Genomic DNA, 16,972 nt, shown 5'->3' on the forward strand with positions numbered 1-16,972 from the left:
GCCTCGCCGAGGCGGGGAGGCGCACGGTCGATGGCGCTGAGCCTTGCTCGCGTGCGCGGGAGGGTTCGCCTCACTCCGCTTCGAATGCCCCACGCAACCAGTGCATGCGTGCGTCGTCGGCCGGCCCGTCGTAGCTCACCACGTCGAAACGGCATGGCCGGTGGCCATGCTGCGGGTGCGCGGCGAGCCACAGCTGCGCTGTGCGGACGAGCTTGTCCTGCTTGCTGCGGGTGATCGAGGCGGCGGCATCGCCATGGCCGGCACGCACGCGGTAGCGGACCTCGACGAAGACCACCGTGTCGCCCTCGCGCATGACCAGGTCCAGCTCGCCGTGGCGGGTGGTGTAGTTGCGCGCCAGCGGTGTCAGTCCGGCGCGCTCCAGCTCGCGGCAGGCGCGTTGCTCGAAGGCTTCGCCGGCGGCGCGCATCAGTGGCCGGTCGGCGCGGGCTCGGTCGAACCGGCGGGTGCCGGGATACCGCCGGTCTGATCCACCGGTGGTGCGGCCGAAGGCACGTCGTCCAGCTGCAGGCTGCCGCTCAGCGGGCGTGCCAGGCCATCCTGGAAACGTGCCCAGACCAGCACGCGCCGCACTCGGCCGAACTGGTCGGCCGCGAGCTGACCGCTGGCGCCCGGCAGGTAGCTGCCGGGGTGGTCGCGCAACCAGTCCAGGTACGGCACCAGATTCCACGCATCCATGCCGAAGGCGAACAACCGTGCCGAGGTGCCGCGCGCGGCGGGCAGCTGGGCGGCGATGGCATCGTGGCTGGGCAGGCCCGGCTGGGCATCGAACAGCCAGGGAGCGTCGCAGAACTCCACGCCGTCGAGGTCGCGGTTGGCGGCCGCGTCGTCAACGCCTGCATAGATGTGCGACGTGCCGAACACAGGCAGGCCGATGTGCGCGATCTGCATCTGCGGCAGCAGCAGGCGCGCCTGCTCGGGTCGCATGCTGATGAAGATGCCGGTATCCGCGCCTGGCTGCGCGAGGGGCGCCGCGGCGGCTGCGGTGCTGCCGGCGGGCGCGGGTGCCGGGACGGCCGCAGCGGCCGATGACGTAGGTGCTGGCAACGGCATGGCCGACTTGGGCATGTTCAGGCCGCCGATCGTGTTGGCGTAGTTCACCTTGCCGGGCGGCGGCAACGTGGCCATGCCCGCTACGTGCCCGCCACGGGCCTCCAGTTCGGCCTTGAAGGCGCCGGCGGCACGCTGGGCGAAATCGTCGTCGGACACGATCACGTAGGCGCCGTGCAGGCCGCGCTCGACCATGTGGTCGGCCGCCTGCGCGCCTTCGGTTTCCGGCAGCAGGCCGAACTCGGTGGCACCGCCGGCCGGCAGGCTCTTGTCGTCGGGGTGGTTGAGGGCGAGCAACGGCACCGGCAGCTTCGCCTGGCCGAATACGGCGGCGACCTCGGCGCGGGTGAGCGGCCCGACGATCAATTGCGCGCCGTCGCCGGCTGCCTGCTGGTAGGCCTTCAGCGCGCCGTCGGCGGTGCCGCCGCTGTCGTACACGCGCACGTTGGCGCGTGGCGCGTTGTTGCGCGCGGCATCGGCGTAGGCGGCGAAAAAACCTTCACGAATCGCGCCGCTGGCGCCGGTGAAGTTGCCGCCCAGCGGAAGCAGCAAAGCGACGCGCGCAGGCATGCGGTAGCCCTCGCGCACGTTGGCGTTGGCGCCGGGCAGCATGGTGCCCACCGGCTGGTTGAGATCCGGCTGCGGCTGCGCGACCGGCACGCCGAGCTGGGTGAGCGCCTCGTTGACCCAGGGCAGCATGCGATCGCCCCCCTTCATGGCGGCGCCGCGGCGCTTGAGCGGTTCGGCGCCGAGGCGGCCGAGCAGGTCGAGGATCTGCTTGCGGTTCTGGGTGTGGTCCAGGCCTTCCAGCTGGGGATCCATCTGCACGCGGGTGCGCGCCGCGCCCCACAGGTCCCCGCTGGCTTCCATCGCCTGTGCGCGCAGTTCGAACAGGCGCAATTCCAGCGCGGGTGGGACCGGCGCCGGCTGGGTGGTCAGCTGCAACGCGGTATGTGCGTCGTGGTGGGCGAGCGCCAGTTCCGCGCGGAGCAGGTCGTAGCGGGCGGCGTCCTCCCCCTGCAGGCGCGCCCGGCGCACCTGATCCAGCAGCGGGGCGGCCTGCTCCAGGGCGCCTTCCTCGCGGTAGACCTCGGCGGCCAGCACGCGATAGTGGTCCTGATCACCCGTCTGCTGCGCGAGGGTAAGGTAGGCCTGCACCGCCTGGTCGAACTGGCCCTGTCGCGCGAGCTGTTCGGCGTGCTGCGCGGCGGCCAGTTCCTGCGGCGAGCGGGTGACTGCCGTCGGCACGCAGGCGCCCACACCCAGGGCGATCAGCAGGCCGAGGCCGGCGGCGCGGAGCAGTCGCATGGAGTGTCCCTTGGTCGTGATCGACATGGTGAGCGATCATAGCCGATCGTGCCGCGCGCCCTTTGCGCGCCATTTTGGAGTCTCGATGCCCACTGTCCCGCCCGGCAGCCTGTCGGTAGTGGCCACGCCGATCGGCAACCGCGACGACCTCTCGCCGCGTGCGGTGGCCGCGTTGCGCGCGGCCGACGTGATCGCCGCCGAGGACACCCGTCATAGTCGCCCGTTGTTGCTCCACCACAACATCGACACGCCGCTGGTGGCGTTGCACGAGCACAACGAGCGCGAGGCGGTCGATGCGCTGGTGCGCCGGATGCTCGATGGGCATTCGGTCGCGCTGATCTCCGACGCCGGCACGCCGCTGGTTTCCGATCCGGGCTTTCGCCTGGTGCGCGCGGCGCGCGTGGCCGGCATCCGCTGTGTGCCGGTACCCGGCGCCTGCGCGGCGATCGCGGCGCTGTCGGTGGCGGGCTTGCCCAGCGACCGATTCGTCTTCGAGGGCTTCCTGCCGCCGAAGGCGGCCGCGCGGCGTGCCCGCCTCCAGGAGCTTGCCGGCGAGTCGCGCACGCTCATCTTCTATGAGTCATCGCACCGAGTGGCCGAAAGCCTGGCCGACATGCGCGAGATTTTCGGCGGCGCGCGCGAGGCGGTGCTGGCGCGGGAGCTAACCAAGCTGTTCGAGACCGTGATCGGCGAACCGCTCGCCGATCTGGCTGCCCGTGTCGAGGGGGACCCCGACCAGCAGCGCGGCGAGTGCGTGGTCCTGGTCGGCGGCCGCGGTGAGGAAGCCGATGCGCGCCTGGCCGAAGGCCAGCGCGTGTTCGCGCTGCTGCGCGAGGAACTGCCTCCCGCCAAGGCCGCCAAGATGGCTGCTGCGATCACTGGTGCGCCGCGCAAGAGCTTGTACGAGGCTTCCTAGAGCATCCGGCGCGAGCGTCGCCCATCCTCACGCGTTCATTCGCGAGTCCCATTCCCCCGGCCAGGGGTACTACAATTGCCCGCGGAGTCGGCCGGACAGTCGCGTCGCGCGATGAGCGCGTCGAGGAAAGTCCGGGCTCCGCAGGGCAGGGTGCCAGGTAACACCTGGGCGGCGCGAGCCGACGGCCAGTGCAACAGAGAGCAGACCGCCGATGGCCCGCAAGGGCACAGGTAAGGGTGAAAGGGTGCGGTAAGAGCGCACCGCGTGCGGGGTCAACGCCGCACGGCACGGTAAACCCCACCCGGAGCAAGACCGAATAGGGGAACGATAACGCGGCCCGCGTTGTTCCCGGGTAGGTCGCTGGAGCCAGGCGGCGACGCCTGGCCGAGAGGAATGACTGTCGCGCCGCAAGGCGTACAGAACCCGGCTTACAGGCCGGCTCCGCCTCTTGTGCGGCGGCGTGCTCCGGCGCGCCGCCGGGAAAAGGCCAGGGTGGCGCGGGAACATGGCGCTGCCCTGGCCTTTTGCGTTTCGTGCCGCGCGCCGGGACGGACATGCCCTGAACATGGATTCATGTCCAGCGCTCGCGGCGGGTGGCAGACCCCGTGATATGCCTCACAGGGCAATTTGAAAAATCCCTAGCTTTCAAGCACCTTGCCGACCTTCCTCTTAAATGGCTGGAAATACGTCCACACTTCTGCCTTTCTCCTTGATTCGCAAGCAAAAATCCCTTGACGTCTCAGAAGGCGAGACGTATGGTGGGTTCCTGTGTGAAATCGTGGGAATCAGTGGGGTCTGTGGGTGTTCCAGGGCGAAACCGCCATTACCGTCGATGACAAGGGCCGACTGGCCATCCCGACCGCGTATCGGGAGCTGGTCGCGGGCGCCTGCGCCAATCGGCTGGTGATCACCTACAGCCCGTTCGAAACGGGCTGCCTGTGGCTGTTCCCCTACGCCGAGTGGGAAAAGGTGCGCGACCAGGTCAACGCGCTGCCGATGGTCAAGGCGCCGCACCGCAACCTGCAGATGAAGCTGGTGGGCGCGGCGACCGTGGTCGAGCCGGACGGTGCCTCTCGCATTCTGTTGCCGGCCAGCCAGCGCGCCGCCGCGGGCATCGAGAAGAAGGCCGTGCTGCTGGGCATGGGCAACAAGTTCGAGCTGTGGAGCGAGCAGGCGCATCTGGCCAAGATCCGCCAGACCCTCGGCGAAGACGACATCACTGACGACATGGCGGACCTGCGCCTGTAGGGCGCGGGTGTTCGGGCGGGACTTTTGACGAGCGGGAGGTGCGGCGTGGCCGAGTTGCGGCACATCCCGGTGATGCTGGACGAAGCGGTGGAGGGCCTTGCCGTGCAGGCAGGCGGGCGGTATCTGGATGGCACCTTCGGGCGCGGCGGTCACGCACGCGCGGTGCTGTCGCGCCTGGGCCCCGCCGGTCGGCTGCTGCTGATGGACCGCGATCCGGTTGCCGTCGCCGCCGCGCGCGAGGCCTTCGCGGACGAACCCCGCGTGGCGATCCGCCACGGCAATTTCGCCGAGCTGGCCGAGTGGGACGAAACCGCTGCCGGCCTGGACGGCGTGCTGCTCGACCTCGGCGTCTCCTCGCCGCAGCTGGACGAAGCCGCGCGCGGCTTCAGCTTCATGGCCGATGCGCCGCTGGACATGCGCATGGACACCAGCCAGGGCGAGAGCGCGGCCGACTTCCTCGCTAATGCCGACGAGCGCGAGATCGCCGATGTGCTGTGGACCTTCGGTGAGGAGCGCTTCAGTCGCAAGATCGCCCGCGCCATCGTGGCGCGCCGCGCCGAGGCGCCGATCGCGCGCACCGGCGAGCTGGCTGCGCTGGTCGAGCGCACGATCGGACGCCGCGAGCCGGGCAAGCATCCGGCCACGCGCACCTTCCAAGCCTTGCGCATCTGCGTGAACGGCGAGCTGGAATCGGTGCAGCGTGGGCTCGCTGCCGCGCTGGAGCGCTTGAAGACCGGCGGCCGCCTGTCGGTGATCAGCTTCCATTCGCTGGAAGACCGCATCGTCAAGCAGTTCATCCGTGACCATGCCGGCCGCGTGCAGGGCAGTCGGCGTGGTCCGCCGGTGGTCGCGGCGCCCGCGCGGCTGGCTGCGGTCGGCAAGGCGCGGTTTCCGTCGGAACGGGAGCTCGCGGCCAATCCGCGCGCTCGCTCGGCGGTGCTGCGCGTGGCGGAGAAGCTGGCATGAAGGCGCTGGCCGGTTCCCTGCTGACGATCCTGCTGCTGGCCGTGCTGGTCAGCGCGATCGGCGTGGTGTGGACGCGCCACGAAAGCCGCGTGCTGTTTGTCGAACTGACCCGCCTGCAGAACCAGCGCGACGAGCTCAATATCGAATACGGCCGGCTCGAGTTGGAGCAGGCCACCTGGGCCGAGCCGCGCCGCATCGACGAGGAGGCGCGCGCCAAGCTAGGTATGGTCACGCCGCGTCCGCAGGACGTGCAGCTGGTGCGCCGATGAGCTGGCGCTCACCGAACGCGCCGTCTTCCGGTCGCCGCCGCGGCGCCGGCCCGAGCGCGCGCAAGCGCATGACCCTGGTGGTGAGCGTGCTGGTATTGGCCTCGCTGGGACTTGTCGCGCGCGCGTTCGACCTGCAGGTGGTGCGCAAGCAGTTCTACCAGGACCAGGGCGATGCGCGCTTCCTGCGCGAAGTGCCGATCCCGGTCTCGCGCGGCACCATTTTCGACCGCAACGGCGAGCCGCTGGCCGTGTCCACGCCGGTGGTCTCGATCTGGGCCAATCCGGCGCAGGTGCTGGAGAACGACGAACGCATCCCGGCGCTTGCCGCCGCGCTGGGCGTGGACGCGGGCGAGCTCAAGGAGCGCCTGGCCCAGCGCGCCGACCGCGAGTTCGTATACCTGCGCCGGCAGATGCCGCCGGAGGCGGCGCAGGCGGTGCTGGACCTGGGCATCCCGGGCGTCAACGGCCAGCGTGAATACCGCCGCTACTACCCTTCGGGCGAGGTGACCGCGCACGTCCTCGGTTTCACCAACATCGACGACCACGGCCAGGAAGGCCTGGAGCTCGCCTTCGACGACTGGCTGGCCGGCAAGCCGGGCGCCAAGCGGGTGATCCGCGATCGCATGGGCCACGTGGTCGAGGACGTGGAGCAGGTGCGCGAGCCCAAGCCGGGCAAGAGCCTCACGCTCAGCATCGACCGCCGCATCCAGTTCCTCGCCTACAACGAGCTGAAGAACGCGCTGACCGAGTTCAGTGCGGCGTCCGGTTCGATGGTCATCCTCGATGTAGGTACAGGTGAAGTGCTGGCGATGGTCAATCTGCCGACCTACAACCCCAACGCAGTGAACGGCAGCAAGGCTTCCGACCGGCGCAACCGCGCCGTCACCGACCTGCTCGAACCGGGTTCGACGATCAAGCCGATCCTGATGAGCGCAGCGCTGTCCAGCGGCAAGTTCACGCCGACCAGTCCGCTGATCGATACCACCGGCGGGCACTGGTACTTCCAGGGTCACGACATCCACGACACGCACAACTATGGCCTGTTGACGCCCACCGGGGTCATCACCAAGTCGAGCAACGTCGGTGCGGCGCACATCGCGATGGAACTGGATACGTCGCTGATGTACGGCACTTACCGTGCGTTTGGCTTCGGCAACAGCACCAACAGCGGTTTCCCCGGCGAGTCCTCGGGTCTGCTGCGCATCGGCCGCGACTGGCGGCCGCTGGAAAAGGCCATCATGGGTTACGGCTACGGCCTCAACGTGACGCCCCTGCAGTTGGCCAATGCCTATGCCACGCTGGCCGACCACGGCGTGATGCATTCGCCCAGCTTCATCAAAGGGGCCGACAACGAACCCAAGGCGATCGTCTCCGGCCAGGTCGCCGACGAGGTCATCCAGATGATGGAAACGGTGACCGCCCCCGGCGGCACCGCAACCACGGCACGCATCGCCAACTATATCGTCGCGGGCAAGACCGGCACGGCGCACAAGGCTGCGGCCGGCGGCTACTCGCGCAACAACTACACGGCGGCATTCGCCGGCGTGGTGCCCGCCAGCCATCCACGGCTGGTCGGCGTCGTGGTCATCGACGACCCGCAGAAGCGCAGCTACTACGGCGGCATGGTTTCCGCGCCCGTGTTCGCGCGCGTGATGGAAGGAGCGCTGCGCCTGCTCGACGTGCCGCCGGACAATATCGGCCGTTGGTATGCCGGCGGCCCGCTGATGAGTCCGACCGGCTTGGCCGGAAGCAAGCCGCCCACCGACCGGCCGGCCGACGACGGCGCGGTGGAGGAGGAGCCATGAGCGCCATCGCGCTGGCCTACCTGCTGGAAGGTTTCGCCGACGCGGGTGCGCTCGGCGATCTTCGTATCTGCGGCCTCACGCTCGACTCGCGTCAGGCGCAGCCGGGCTATGCCTTTGTGGCGTTGCGCGGCACCCGCGCGCACGGCATCGCCTTCGCCGCCGATGCGGTGGCACGCGGCGCCACGCTTGTTCTGGCGGAAACACCCGTGGTGGCCGGCTTCACGCCCGGCGTGCCGGTGCTGTGGATCGATCGGCTGCATGCGCGCCTGGGCGAGATCGCCGCCCGCTTCTACGGCCACCCGTCGCGCGCCCTGCGGCTCATCGGCGTCACCGGCACCAACGGCAAGACTTCCACCGTGCAGCTGATCACCCAGGCGCTGGCGCGGCTGGGCCATCGCGCGGCGAGCATCGGTACGCTGGGCGCGGGTCTCCACGGGCAGTTGGACGAAGGCGAGCGGACCACGCCGGACGCGATCAGCGTGCAGCGGCTGCTGGCGCGGTTCCGCGACCAGGGCGCGACGCACGTGACGATGGAGGTGTCCTCGCATGCCCTGGAGCAGGGTCGCGTGGGCGCCGTCGATTTCGAGGTCGCCGTCTTCACCAACCTCACCCGCGACCACCTCGATTACCACGGCACGATGGAAGCCTATGGCGCGGCCAAGGCCAAGCTGTTCGTCTGGCCCAGCCTGAAGGCTGCGGTGGTCAACGTGGACGATCCCTTCGGCTGCGAACTGGCCACGCGCCTGCCGGCCGGCGTGCGCCTCTTGCGCACCAGTGCCACGGATGCCGCCGGCACGGAGGTTGCCGCGCAGGCCATCGCCACGTCGGCCGAGGGGCTGGTGTTCGCGGTTCGCACGCCCTGGGGGGCGCAGGCGGTCCACAGCCCGCTGCTCGGACGCTTCAACGTGGAAAACCTGCTGGCCGTGATCGCTTGCCTGGGCGCACTGGGCGAACCGTTCGACCGCCTCGTCGAAGCGGTGCAATCGCTCACGCCGGTCAACGGACGCATGAACCGTATCGGTGGCGACGGCAGGCAGCCGCTGGTGGTGGTCGATTACGCCCATACCCCTGATGCGCTGGAGCAGGCGCTCACCGCACTGCGCGCGCATTGCGCCGGACGGCTGGTCTGCGTATTCGGCTGCGGCGGCGAGCGCGATGCCGGCAAGCGGCCGCAGATGGGTGCGATCGCCCAGCGGCTGGCGGATGCGGCGATCGTCACCGACGACAACCCGCGCGGCGAAGACGGCGACGCCATCGTGGCGCAGATCCTCGCCGGCATGCGCCCGCCGGTGGCGGTCGAGCGCGATCGTGCGGTCGCCATCTCCCAGGCCATCGTGCAGGCCGGCGCAGACGACGTCGTGCTGATCGCCGGCAAGGGCCACGAGACGTACCAGGACGGCGCCACCGGCAAGCACGCCTTCGACGACCTGGCGGTCGCGCGCGCCGTTCTCGCTCGGCCGGGCAAGGAGTCCCACGCATGATGCGCCTCTCCGAAATCGCACTGTGGACCGGCGGCCGCCTGCTCGGCGCCGACCTGGAGGTCGCCGGGGTGGCGATCGACACGCGCAAGCTCCAGCCCGGCGAGCTGTTCGTCGCGATCAAGGGCGAGCGCGTGGACGGGCACGACTTCGTGCGTGACGCGGCGTTGCACGGCGCTGCCGCGGCGCTGGTCACGCGCCGCGTGGACGTGGACATCCCGCAGGTCGTGGTGAACGACACCCAGCTCGCGCTCGGCGACCTGGCCAGCGCGGTGCGTGCGCAGCGCGACGTGCGCGTGGTCGGCATCACCGGCTCCAACGGCAAGACCACGGTCAAGACGCTGACCGCCTCGATCCTCTCGCGTCACGGTCGCACCCATGTCAACGCGGGCAATTACAACAATGAATTGGGCCTGCCGCTGACCCTGCTGGCGATGCCGGCCGATGCCGAGTACGCGGTGCTGGAGATGGGTGCGGGCAAGCCCGGCGACATCGCCTACCTTGCGGCCATCGCGCGGCCCGACATCGGCCTGGTCAACACCATCGCGCCGGCGCATCTTGAGCGGATGGGCAGCCTGGAGGGCGTGGCGGAGACCAAGGGCGCGCTGTACCAGGCGCTGCCGGCCGACGGCGTGGCGATCATCAACGCGGACGATGCGTTCGCCAGCTTCTTCGAAGGGTTGGCAGGTTCGCGCCGCACGCTGCATTTCGGCCTTGGCGCGCGGGTGGACGTCGGCGCGACCATCCTGGAGCAGCGCCTGGACGGCTCCCGCTTCGTGTTGCACACGGGCCAGGGCGAGGCCGAGGTGAACCTGCCACTGGCCGGTCGCCACAACGTCGCCAACGCGCTGGCGGCAAGCGCGATTGCACTGGCGCTCGACGTGCCGCTTGCGACCATCACGGCGGGCCTGATGCATGTGCCCGGTGTGGCCGGACGGCTGCGCCTGGAGGCGATGGAGGGCGGCTGGGCGCTGATCGACGACAGCTACAACGCCAACCCCGGCTCGGTCGGCGCGGCTATCGACACGCTGGCGCTGGCCGCCGGCGAGCGCTGGCTGGTGCTGGGCGACATGGCCGAACTCGGACCCGAGGCGCGCGAACTGCACGCTGGTATCGGGTCGCGGGCGAAGGCGGCGGGCATCGAGCGGCTGTTCGCCGTCGGGCCGCTGAGCCTCGCGGCGGTGCAGGCCTTCGGTGCGGGTGCCGAGCACTACGCGGACAAGGCCGCGCTCGCCGCCGCGCTGGCCAGTCAACTGCATGCGGGCGTGACCTGTCTGGTCAAGGGCTCGCGTTCGGCCGGCATGGAGCAGGTGGTCGCCGCCCTCAGACAAACCACGAACGCCTCCGGAGGCCCCATCGATGCTGCTTGAGTTGGCCGACTGGCTGGCACGGCATTTCACCGCCCTGCATCTGTTCCAGTACATCACCTTCCGCACGATCATGGCCGCGCTCACCGCATTGGCGATGTCGTTGCTGCTCGGCCCGGGCCTGATCGTGCGGCTGGCCGCGCTCAAGGCCGGCCAGGTGGTGCGCAGCGACGGCCCGCAGACGCACCTGGTCAAGGCTGGCACGCCGACCATGGGCGGGGTGATGATCCTGCTGGCGATCGCCATCGCCACGCTGCTGTGGGCCGACCTGCACAACCGCTACGTGTGGATCGTGCTGGCCGTGCTGATCGCCTTCGGCGCGATCGGCTTCTACGACGACTACAAGAAGCTGGTGCTCAAGGACAGCCGCGGGCTGGCCTCGCGCTGGAAGTACTTCTGGCAGTCGGTGTTCGGCCTGGCGGCGGCGGTGTTCCTCTACCGCGCCGCGGTGCTGCCGGCAGAAACAGCGCTGTACGTGCCGCTGTTCAAGCAGGTGGCGGTGCCGCTGGGTGTCATGTTCGTGGTCATCGCCTACTTTATGGTGGTCGGCTTCTCCAACGCGGTGAACCTCACCGATGGCCTGGACGGCCTGGCGATCATGCCCTCGGTGCTGGTCTCCGGCGCGCTGGGCGTGTTCGCTTACCTCGCCGGCAACAAGGTGTTCTCCGAGTACCTGGGGATTCCCTCGATCCCCGGCGCGGGCGAGCTTTCGATCTTCTGCGGCGCGCTGGCCGGCGCGGGGCTGGGCTTCCTCTGGTTCAACACCTACCCGGCGCAGGTGTTCATGGGCGACGTGGGCGCGCTCGCCATCGGCGCCGCGCTGGCCTGCGTGGCGGTGATCGTGCGCCAGGAGATCGTGCTGATCGTGATGGGCGGCGTGTTCGTGCTGGAGACCGTGTCGGTGATGCTGCAGGTGGCGAGCTTCAAGCTCACCGGCAAGCGCATCTTCCGCATGGCGCCGATCCACCATCACTTCGAGCTCAAGGGCTGGCCCGAGCCGCGGGTGATCGTGCGCTTCTGGATCATCAGCGTCGTGCTGGTGCTGATCGGCCTTGCCACGTTGAAGGTGCGCTGACCCATGTTCGGCTTCGGTTCCAGCCAGGCGATCAAGCGGCACGGGCCGCGCGGCAGCTTCGACCTGCCGCTCTTGGTCGCGCTCGTCGGGCTGGCCAGCATGGGCGTGGTGATGGTCACCTCCAGCTCCATCGCCGTGGCCGACAGCCAGCACATCGGCGCGTTCTACTACCTCAAGAAGCACCTTTTCTATCTCGCGCTCGGGTTGCTGCTGGCCGGCGCGGCCATGCGCACCGAGCTCAAGCAGGTGGAGAAGTACGCCTTTCCCTTGCTGATACTCGGCGTAGCCATGCTGCTGGCGGTGTTCGTGCCGCACCTGGGCATGCGCATCAACGGTGCGCGGCGCTGGCTCAACCTGATCGTGCTGAGCTTCCAGCCGGTCGAGGCGGTCAAGCTGATCCTGGTGGTGTACGTGGCGAGCTTTCTGGTGCGCCACCGCGAGAGCGTGGAAACCAAGTTCTGGGGCCTGCTGCGGCCAGTGCTGGTCGCCGGCGTCATCGTGCTGCTGTTGCTGGCGCAGCCGGACTTCGGTTCGGCCACGCTGGTGATCGCGGTCACCATCGGCATGGTCTGGCTGGGCGGCGCGCGTCCGCTTTATCTGATGCTGATGGGCCTGCCGCTGATGCCGCTGCTGGCGATAGCCGCCACCAGCGAGAGCTACCGCATGAAGCGGCTGACCTCGTTCATGGACCCGTGGAAGGATCCGTTCAACGACGGCTTCCAGCTGACCCAGTCGCTGATGGCGATCGGCCGCGGCGAGTGGACCGGCGTGGGGCTGGGCTCGAGCGTGCTCAAGCTTTCCTACCTGCCCGAGGCACACACCGACTTCATCCTGGCGGTGATCGGCGAGGAACTGGGGCTGGCCGGCATCCTGCTGGTGGTCGGGCTGTTCGCGCTCGCGGTCGGGCGTGGCCTGTACCTGGGCCTGAAAGGCGTGGAGGTGGGGCAGCGCTTCGCCGGCTACGTCGCCTTCGGCATCTCCCTGATGCTCGGCTTGCAGGCGATGGTGTCGATTGGCGTGAACCTGGGCGCGCTGCCGACCAAGGGCCTGACCCTGCCGCTGATCAGCTCGGGCGGTTCCTCGGTGTTGCTGACCTGCGCCATGGCCGGCGTGCTGCTGCGGGCCACCTTCGAGATCAACCGCGCGCTGGATGCGCGCCAGATGGCCACGCGCATGCCGGCAATGGCCGTGGCGGACGCGAACGCGGCGGCGGCGCCGCGTGAGCGCGAGGCAGTGGCGGCATGAGCGCGACCCGTCCCGTCCTCATCATGGCCGGCGGCACCGGCGGCCACATCTTTCCTGGTCTGGCGGTGGCCGACGTGCTGCGCGCGCAGGGCGTGCCGGTGGCCTGGTTGGGCGCGGCCGGCGGCATGGAAACGCGGGTAGTGCCGGCGCATGGCCTGGAACTGCATACCGTTGCGGTCGGCGGTTTGCGCGGCAAGGGCTGGAAGACGCGCCTGCTGGCGCCGCTGATGCTGGTGCGCGCGCTCGTCGCCTCGCTGCGCGTGCTGCGCCGCGTGCGTCCGCGCAGCGTGTTGTCGATGGGCGGCTACGTGGCCGGCCCCGGCGGCGTCGCCGCGCGGCTGACCGGCACGCCGCTGCTGGTGCACGAGCAGAACCGCGTGGCCGGCTACACCAACCGCAAGCTGGCCGGTTTCGCCGGGCGCGTGCTGGCTGGTTTCGCCGATGCCTTGCCCAATGGCGAGTGGGTCGGCAACCCGGTGCGCGCGAGCATCGCCGCGTTGCCTGTTCCCGCCGAGCGTTTCGCCGCCCACGCCGGACGATCGCGCCTGCTGGTGCTGGGCGGCAGCCTCGGCGCGCGCGCGCTGAATCTGGCGCTGCCCCGGGCGCTCGCCTTGATGCCGTCCGAACAACGCCCCACCGTGCGCCACCAATGCGGCGCACGCGGCCTGGACGAGACGCGCCAGGCCTATGGGCAGGCCGGCGTCGAGGCCGACGTGGTGCCCTTCATCGAGGACATGGCCGCCGCCTACGGCTGGGCCGACCTCGCCGTGTGCCGAGCCGGCGCACTGACTATCGCCGAGCTCACCGCCGCGGGCCTGGGCGCCGTGCTGGTGCCGTTCCCGCACGCGGTGGACGATCACCAGACCGGCAACGCACAGGCGCTGGTGCAGGCCGGCGGCGCCCAACTGATCCAGGAACGTGATTTGGACGTGGAAAATCTCGCGCAGCGGCTCGCCGTGCTGCTCGGCGACCGTGCACGGCTGGCCGCGATGGCCGCGGCCGCGCGTACGCAAGCCAAACCCGACGCAGCCCAAGCGATCGCCGCCGCTTGTCTCGAAGCAGCCCGCCCGGAGGTGGCCGCATGACTCCGCGCCGCCTGCTCGCGCACGAAGACCTGATGAGCACCTTCCGCCGCGTGCACTTCATCGGCATCGGCGGCGTGGGCATGAGCGGCATCGCCGAGGTGCTGCACAACCTGGGCTATGCCGTGTCCGGTTCGGACCGGGCCAATTCGTCCACGGCGCAGCGGCTGGCCGCGCTCGGCATCGTCGTGTACGTCGGCCACGAGGCCGCGCACGTGGGCGACGCCGACGTGGTGGTGACCTCCAGCGCGATCCGCCAGGACAATCCCGAGCTCGTCGCCGCGCGTGCGGCGCGCATCCCCGTGATCCCGCGCGCAGAGATGCTGGGCGAGCTGATGCGCTTCCGCCGCGGCATCGCCATCGCCGGCACGCACGGCAAGACCACCACCACCAGCCTGGTTGCCAGCGTGCTGGCCGAGGCCAACTACGATCCGACCTTCGTGATCGGCGGCCAGCTCAACGCCGCCGGCGCCAATGCGCGGTTGGGAACCGGCCAGTACCTGGTGGCCGAGGCGGACGAGTCGGATGGCTCGTTCCTGCTGCTCTCGCCGGTGATCGCGGCGGTCACCAACATCGACGCCGATCACCTGGAGAACTATGGCGGCGACTTCGCGCAGGTGAAGAAGGCCTTCGCCGATTTCCTGCACCGGCTGCCGTTCTACGGCCTTGCCGTGCTGTGTGTCGACGACGAGGAAGTGGCGAAGCTGGCCAAGGACACCACGCGCCGCGTGATGACCTACGGCATCGCCGCCGCCGATGCCGACGTGCGCGCTGCCAACGTGCGCCAGGACGGCTTCCAGATGCGCTTCGACCTGCACCTGCCCAGCCGCGCCGAGCGGCTGCCGGTGACGCTCAACCTGCCGGGCCGGCACAACGTGCTCAACGCGCTGGCGGCCGCCACCATCGGCTGGCAGCTGGGCGTCGGCGCCGAGGCGATCGCGCGCGCGCTGGAAAATTTCCAGGGCGTGGGCCGCCGCTTCCACCGTCGCGGCGAGCTCGCGCTCGATCACGGCAGCGTGCTGCTGGTCGATGACTACGGCCACCATCCGCGCGAACTCGCCGCGGTGTTCGCCGCCGCCCGCGGCGGCTGGCCGGGGCGCCGCCTTGTGGTCGGCTTTCAGCCGCACCGTTACAGCCGCACGCGCGACCTGCTGGACGATTTCGCCAATGTGCTGGCCGAGGCCGACGTGCTGGTTCTCACCGATGTCTACCCCGCCGGCGAGGCGCCGATCGCCGGCGCCGACGGCCGCGCGCTGGCCCGCGCCGTGCGCGCGCGCGGCAAGGTCGACCCGGTGCTGATCGAGCATCCGCGCGACTTCAAGGACGCTCTGCCGACGCTGCTGCGCGACGGCGACCTCCTGCTGCTGCTCGGCGCCGGCGACATCGGTGCAGCGGCGGTGGAGATCGCGCAGGCCGGCCACCTGAGGACCACCAAGTGAACACGCCGAACAAGATCACGCCCGCAAAGATCAGCGACCCCGCCCAGTTCGGCCGCGTGGCCGTAGTGATGGGCGGCAGCTCCGCCGAACGCGAGGTATCGCTGGACTCCGGCCGCAACGTGCTGGCGGCGCTCACGGGCCGCGGCGTCGACGCGCACGCCATCGACGGCATCCCGGCGTTGCTCGACGCGCTGCGCGCCGGCCACTTCGCGCGCGTGTTCAACATCCTGCACGGCCAGCACGGCGGTGGCGAGGACGGCGTGCTGCAGGGAGCGCTGGAATCGCTCAACGTGCCCTACACCGGCTCGGGCGTACTCGGCTCCGCGCTGTCGATGGACAAGGTGCGCTCCAAGCGCGTATGGCAATCACTTGGTTTGCCTACGCCTAAGTTCGTCGCGTTGGTTCGCGGCTCGGGCGCGGACGCCATTCATGCGGCGGCCAGGCAGGTGGGTTTCCCGCTGATCGTCAAGCCGGCCTGCGAGGGTTCCAGCGTGGGCGTGACCCGCGTGTTCGAGGAAGGCCAGCTGGACAGCGCCGTGGAGCTTGCCGCCCGCTACCCGGGCGACCTGCTGATGGAAACCCTGATCGAGGGCGAGGAGATGACCGTCGCCATCCTCGGCCGCCAGGTGCTGCCCTCGATCCACATCGTGCCCAAGGGCGCGTTCTACGACTACAACGCCAAGTACGTCGCCGAGGACACCCAGTACCTCTGCCCCGGACTCGAGGGTGCGGCCGAGGACGAACTGCGCGCGCTGGCGCTGCAGGCGTTCGACGCGCTCGGCTGCTATGGCTGGGGCCGTGTCGACGTGATGCGCGACCGCCAGGGCCGCAACTGGCTGCTGGAGGTGAACACCGCGCCGGGCATGACCTCGCACTCGCTGGTGCCCAAGGCGGCCAAGGCCGCCGGCATCGAATACGACGAGGTGTGCTGGCGCGTGCTGGAAACCAGCTTCCGGGAGGGCCTGTGAGGGGAGCCATCCGCCTCGTCGCCTGGTGCCTGGCCATCGCGCTGGTCGCGCTGCCGGTCGTCGGCGTTTTGCGGGGCTGGTTCGCGGCCGACCGTTGGCCGGTGACGCAGCTGACCGTGCAGGCCGAGTTCAAGCACGTCAGCGCCGAGCAGATCCGCGACGCGGTGCGCCCGCGCCTGGGCCATGGCTTCTTCGCGTTGAACCTGGATGCCGTGCAACAGGCCGTGGCAGCGCTGCCGTGGGTAGAGTCGGTCGAGGCGCGCAAGCGCTGGCCGGACACGCTCATCCTGCGCATCTACGAGCGCCAGCCCTTCGCGCGCTGGAACGACAAGCGGCTGATCAGCCGCCAGGGCGTGCTGTTCGACGCGCCGGACGCGGCCACCAATGCCGCGTTGCCGGACCTGCGCGGACCGGACGCGCAGATGCCCGAAGTGGTCGGCTTCTATGCCGAGGCGCTCAAGGCCTTCGCTGGCACCTCGCTGAAGATCACCGGCGTGGCGCTCACCGAGCGCGGCAGCTGGAGCCTTTCCACCGCCAGCGGCGCGCAGATCGTGCTGGGCGACCGCGCCCAGGCCGGCAAGCGGCTGCGCCGGTTCCTCGATGTCTACCCGCAGGTGATGGCCGGCCATGCCGACGCCTTCGCCTACGTCGACCTTCGCTACACCAACGGTTTCGCCGTGCGCTGGCCACCTGCCGCCAGCGCACCCGCCGCGGGCGCGCCCCGTACATGAGCATGAC

15 protein-coding genes and 1 other RNA gene are annotated in these 16,972 nt (G+C 70.0%); 14 read left to right on the forward strand and 2 right to left on the reverse strand.

Annotated elements, in window-relative coordinates; all coding sequences use genetic code 11:
- Positions 1-70: 70 nt before the first annotated feature.
- Positions 71-427 (reverse strand): YraN family protein, encoded by a 357-nt coding sequence (locus tag VGU65_RS00225; RefSeq protein WP_327472142.1) that lies wholly within the window; start codon positions 425-427, stop codon positions 71-73.
- On the reverse strand, positions 427-2,376 hold the full coding sequence (locus tag VGU65_RS00230) for a penicillin-binding protein activator (RefSeq protein WP_327472143.1): 1,950 nt from the start codon (positions 2,374-2,376) through the stop codon (positions 427-429). Before VGU65_RS00230 ends, VGU65_RS00225 begins: the two co-directional genes overlap by 1 nt.
- 85 nt (positions 2,377-2,461) lie before the next feature.
- Between VGU65_RS00230 and rsmI the strand changes: the two genes are divergently transcribed.
- From rsmI to VGU65_RS00300, 14 genes are all read left to right on the forward strand, one after another.
- Entirely contained in the window at positions 2,462-3,292 is an 831-nt protein-coding gene (gene rsmI / locus VGU65_RS00235; RefSeq protein WP_327472144.1) for a 16S rRNA (cytidine(1402)-2'-O)-methyltransferase, read from the forward strand.
- A gap of 83 nt (positions 3,293-3,375) precedes the next feature.
- Positions 3,376-3,739: RNase P RNA component class A (rnpB, locus tag VGU65_RS00240), an RNA gene on the forward strand.
- A gap of 354 nt (positions 3,740-4,093) precedes the next feature.
- Complete coding sequence (gene mraZ, locus VGU65_RS00245) at positions 4,094-4,540, forward strand: division/cell wall cluster transcriptional repressor MraZ (RefSeq protein ID WP_327472145.1); 447 nt, start codon at positions 4,094-4,096, stop codon at positions 4,538-4,540.
- Positions 4,541-4,585: 45 nt separating this feature from the next.
- Entirely contained in the window at positions 4,586-5,506 is a 921-nt protein-coding gene (gene rsmH, locus VGU65_RS00250) for a 16S rRNA (cytosine(1402)-N(4))-methyltransferase RsmH (RefSeq protein ID WP_327472147.1), read from the forward strand.
- Positions 5,503-5,775 carry a cell division protein FtsL gene (gene ftsL / locus VGU65_RS00255; RefSeq protein WP_414655770.1) on the forward strand — a complete coding sequence of 91 codons (273 nt, stop codon included), beginning with the start codon at positions 5,503-5,505 and terminating at the stop codon, positions 5,773-5,775. The genes rsmH and ftsL overlap by 4 nt, the downstream gene beginning before the upstream one ends.
- Positions 5,772-7,580, forward strand: a complete 1,809-nt coding sequence (locus VGU65_RS00260) for a peptidoglycan D,D-transpeptidase FtsI family protein (protein WP_327472148.1) — start codon at positions 5,772-5,774, stop codon at positions 7,578-7,580. The genes ftsL and VGU65_RS00260 overlap by 4 nt, the downstream gene beginning before the upstream one ends.
- A complete protein-coding gene (locus VGU65_RS00265; RefSeq protein ID WP_327472149.1) occupies positions 7,577-9,061 on the forward strand; it encodes a UDP-N-acetylmuramoyl-L-alanyl-D-glutamate--2,6-diaminopimelate ligase in 1,485 nt (494 codons plus the stop codon). Before VGU65_RS00260 ends, VGU65_RS00265 begins: the two co-directional genes overlap by 4 nt.
- Positions 9,058-10,428: a UDP-N-acetylmuramoyl-tripeptide--D-alanyl-D-alanine ligase gene (locus tag VGU65_RS00270; protein WP_327472150.1), complete on the forward strand. Its 1,371-nt coding sequence runs from the start codon at positions 9,058-9,060 to the stop codon at positions 10,426-10,428. The genes VGU65_RS00265 and VGU65_RS00270 overlap by 4 nt, the downstream gene beginning before the upstream one ends.
- Positions 10,418-11,500 (forward strand): phospho-N-acetylmuramoyl-pentapeptide-transferase, encoded by a 1,083-nt coding sequence (gene mraY / locus VGU65_RS00275; RefSeq protein WP_327472151.1) that lies wholly within the window; start codon positions 10,418-10,420, stop codon positions 11,498-11,500. Before VGU65_RS00270 ends, mraY begins: the two co-directional genes overlap by 11 nt.
- 3 nt (positions 11,501-11,503) lie before the next feature.
- On the forward strand, positions 11,504-12,745 hold the full coding sequence (gene ftsW, locus VGU65_RS00280) for a putative lipid II flippase FtsW (RefSeq protein WP_327472152.1): 1,242 nt from the start codon (positions 11,504-11,506) through the stop codon (positions 12,743-12,745).
- Positions 12,742-13,830, forward strand: coding sequence for an undecaprenyldiphospho-muramoylpentapeptide beta-N-acetylglucosaminyltransferase (gene murG, locus VGU65_RS00285; protein WP_327472153.1), 1,089 nt, complete (start codon positions 12,742-12,744; stop codon positions 13,828-13,830). The genes ftsW and murG overlap by 4 nt, the downstream gene beginning before the upstream one ends.
- Positions 13,827-15,266: a UDP-N-acetylmuramate--L-alanine ligase gene (murC, locus tag VGU65_RS00290; protein WP_327472154.1), complete on the forward strand. Its 1,440-nt coding sequence runs from the start codon at positions 13,827-13,829 to the stop codon at positions 15,264-15,266. The genes murG and murC overlap by 4 nt, the downstream gene beginning before the upstream one ends.
- Positions 15,263-16,234 carry a D-alanine--D-alanine ligase gene (locus tag VGU65_RS00295; protein ID WP_327472155.1) on the forward strand — a complete coding sequence of 324 codons (972 nt, stop codon included), beginning with the start codon at positions 15,263-15,265 and terminating at the stop codon, positions 16,232-16,234. Before murC ends, VGU65_RS00295 begins: the two co-directional genes overlap by 4 nt.
- Positions 16,231-16,965, forward strand: coding sequence for a cell division protein FtsQ/DivIB (locus VGU65_RS00300; RefSeq protein WP_327472156.1), 735 nt, complete (start codon positions 16,231-16,233; stop codon positions 16,963-16,965). The genes VGU65_RS00295 and VGU65_RS00300 overlap by 4 nt, the downstream gene beginning before the upstream one ends.
- Positions 16,966-16,972 lie beyond the last annotated feature (7 nt).

The sequence above is a fragment of the Frateuria sp. genome (assembly GCF_035943815.1).
Lineage (GTDB): Bacteria > Pseudomonadota > Gammaproteobacteria > Xanthomonadales > Rhodanobacteraceae > Frateuria_A.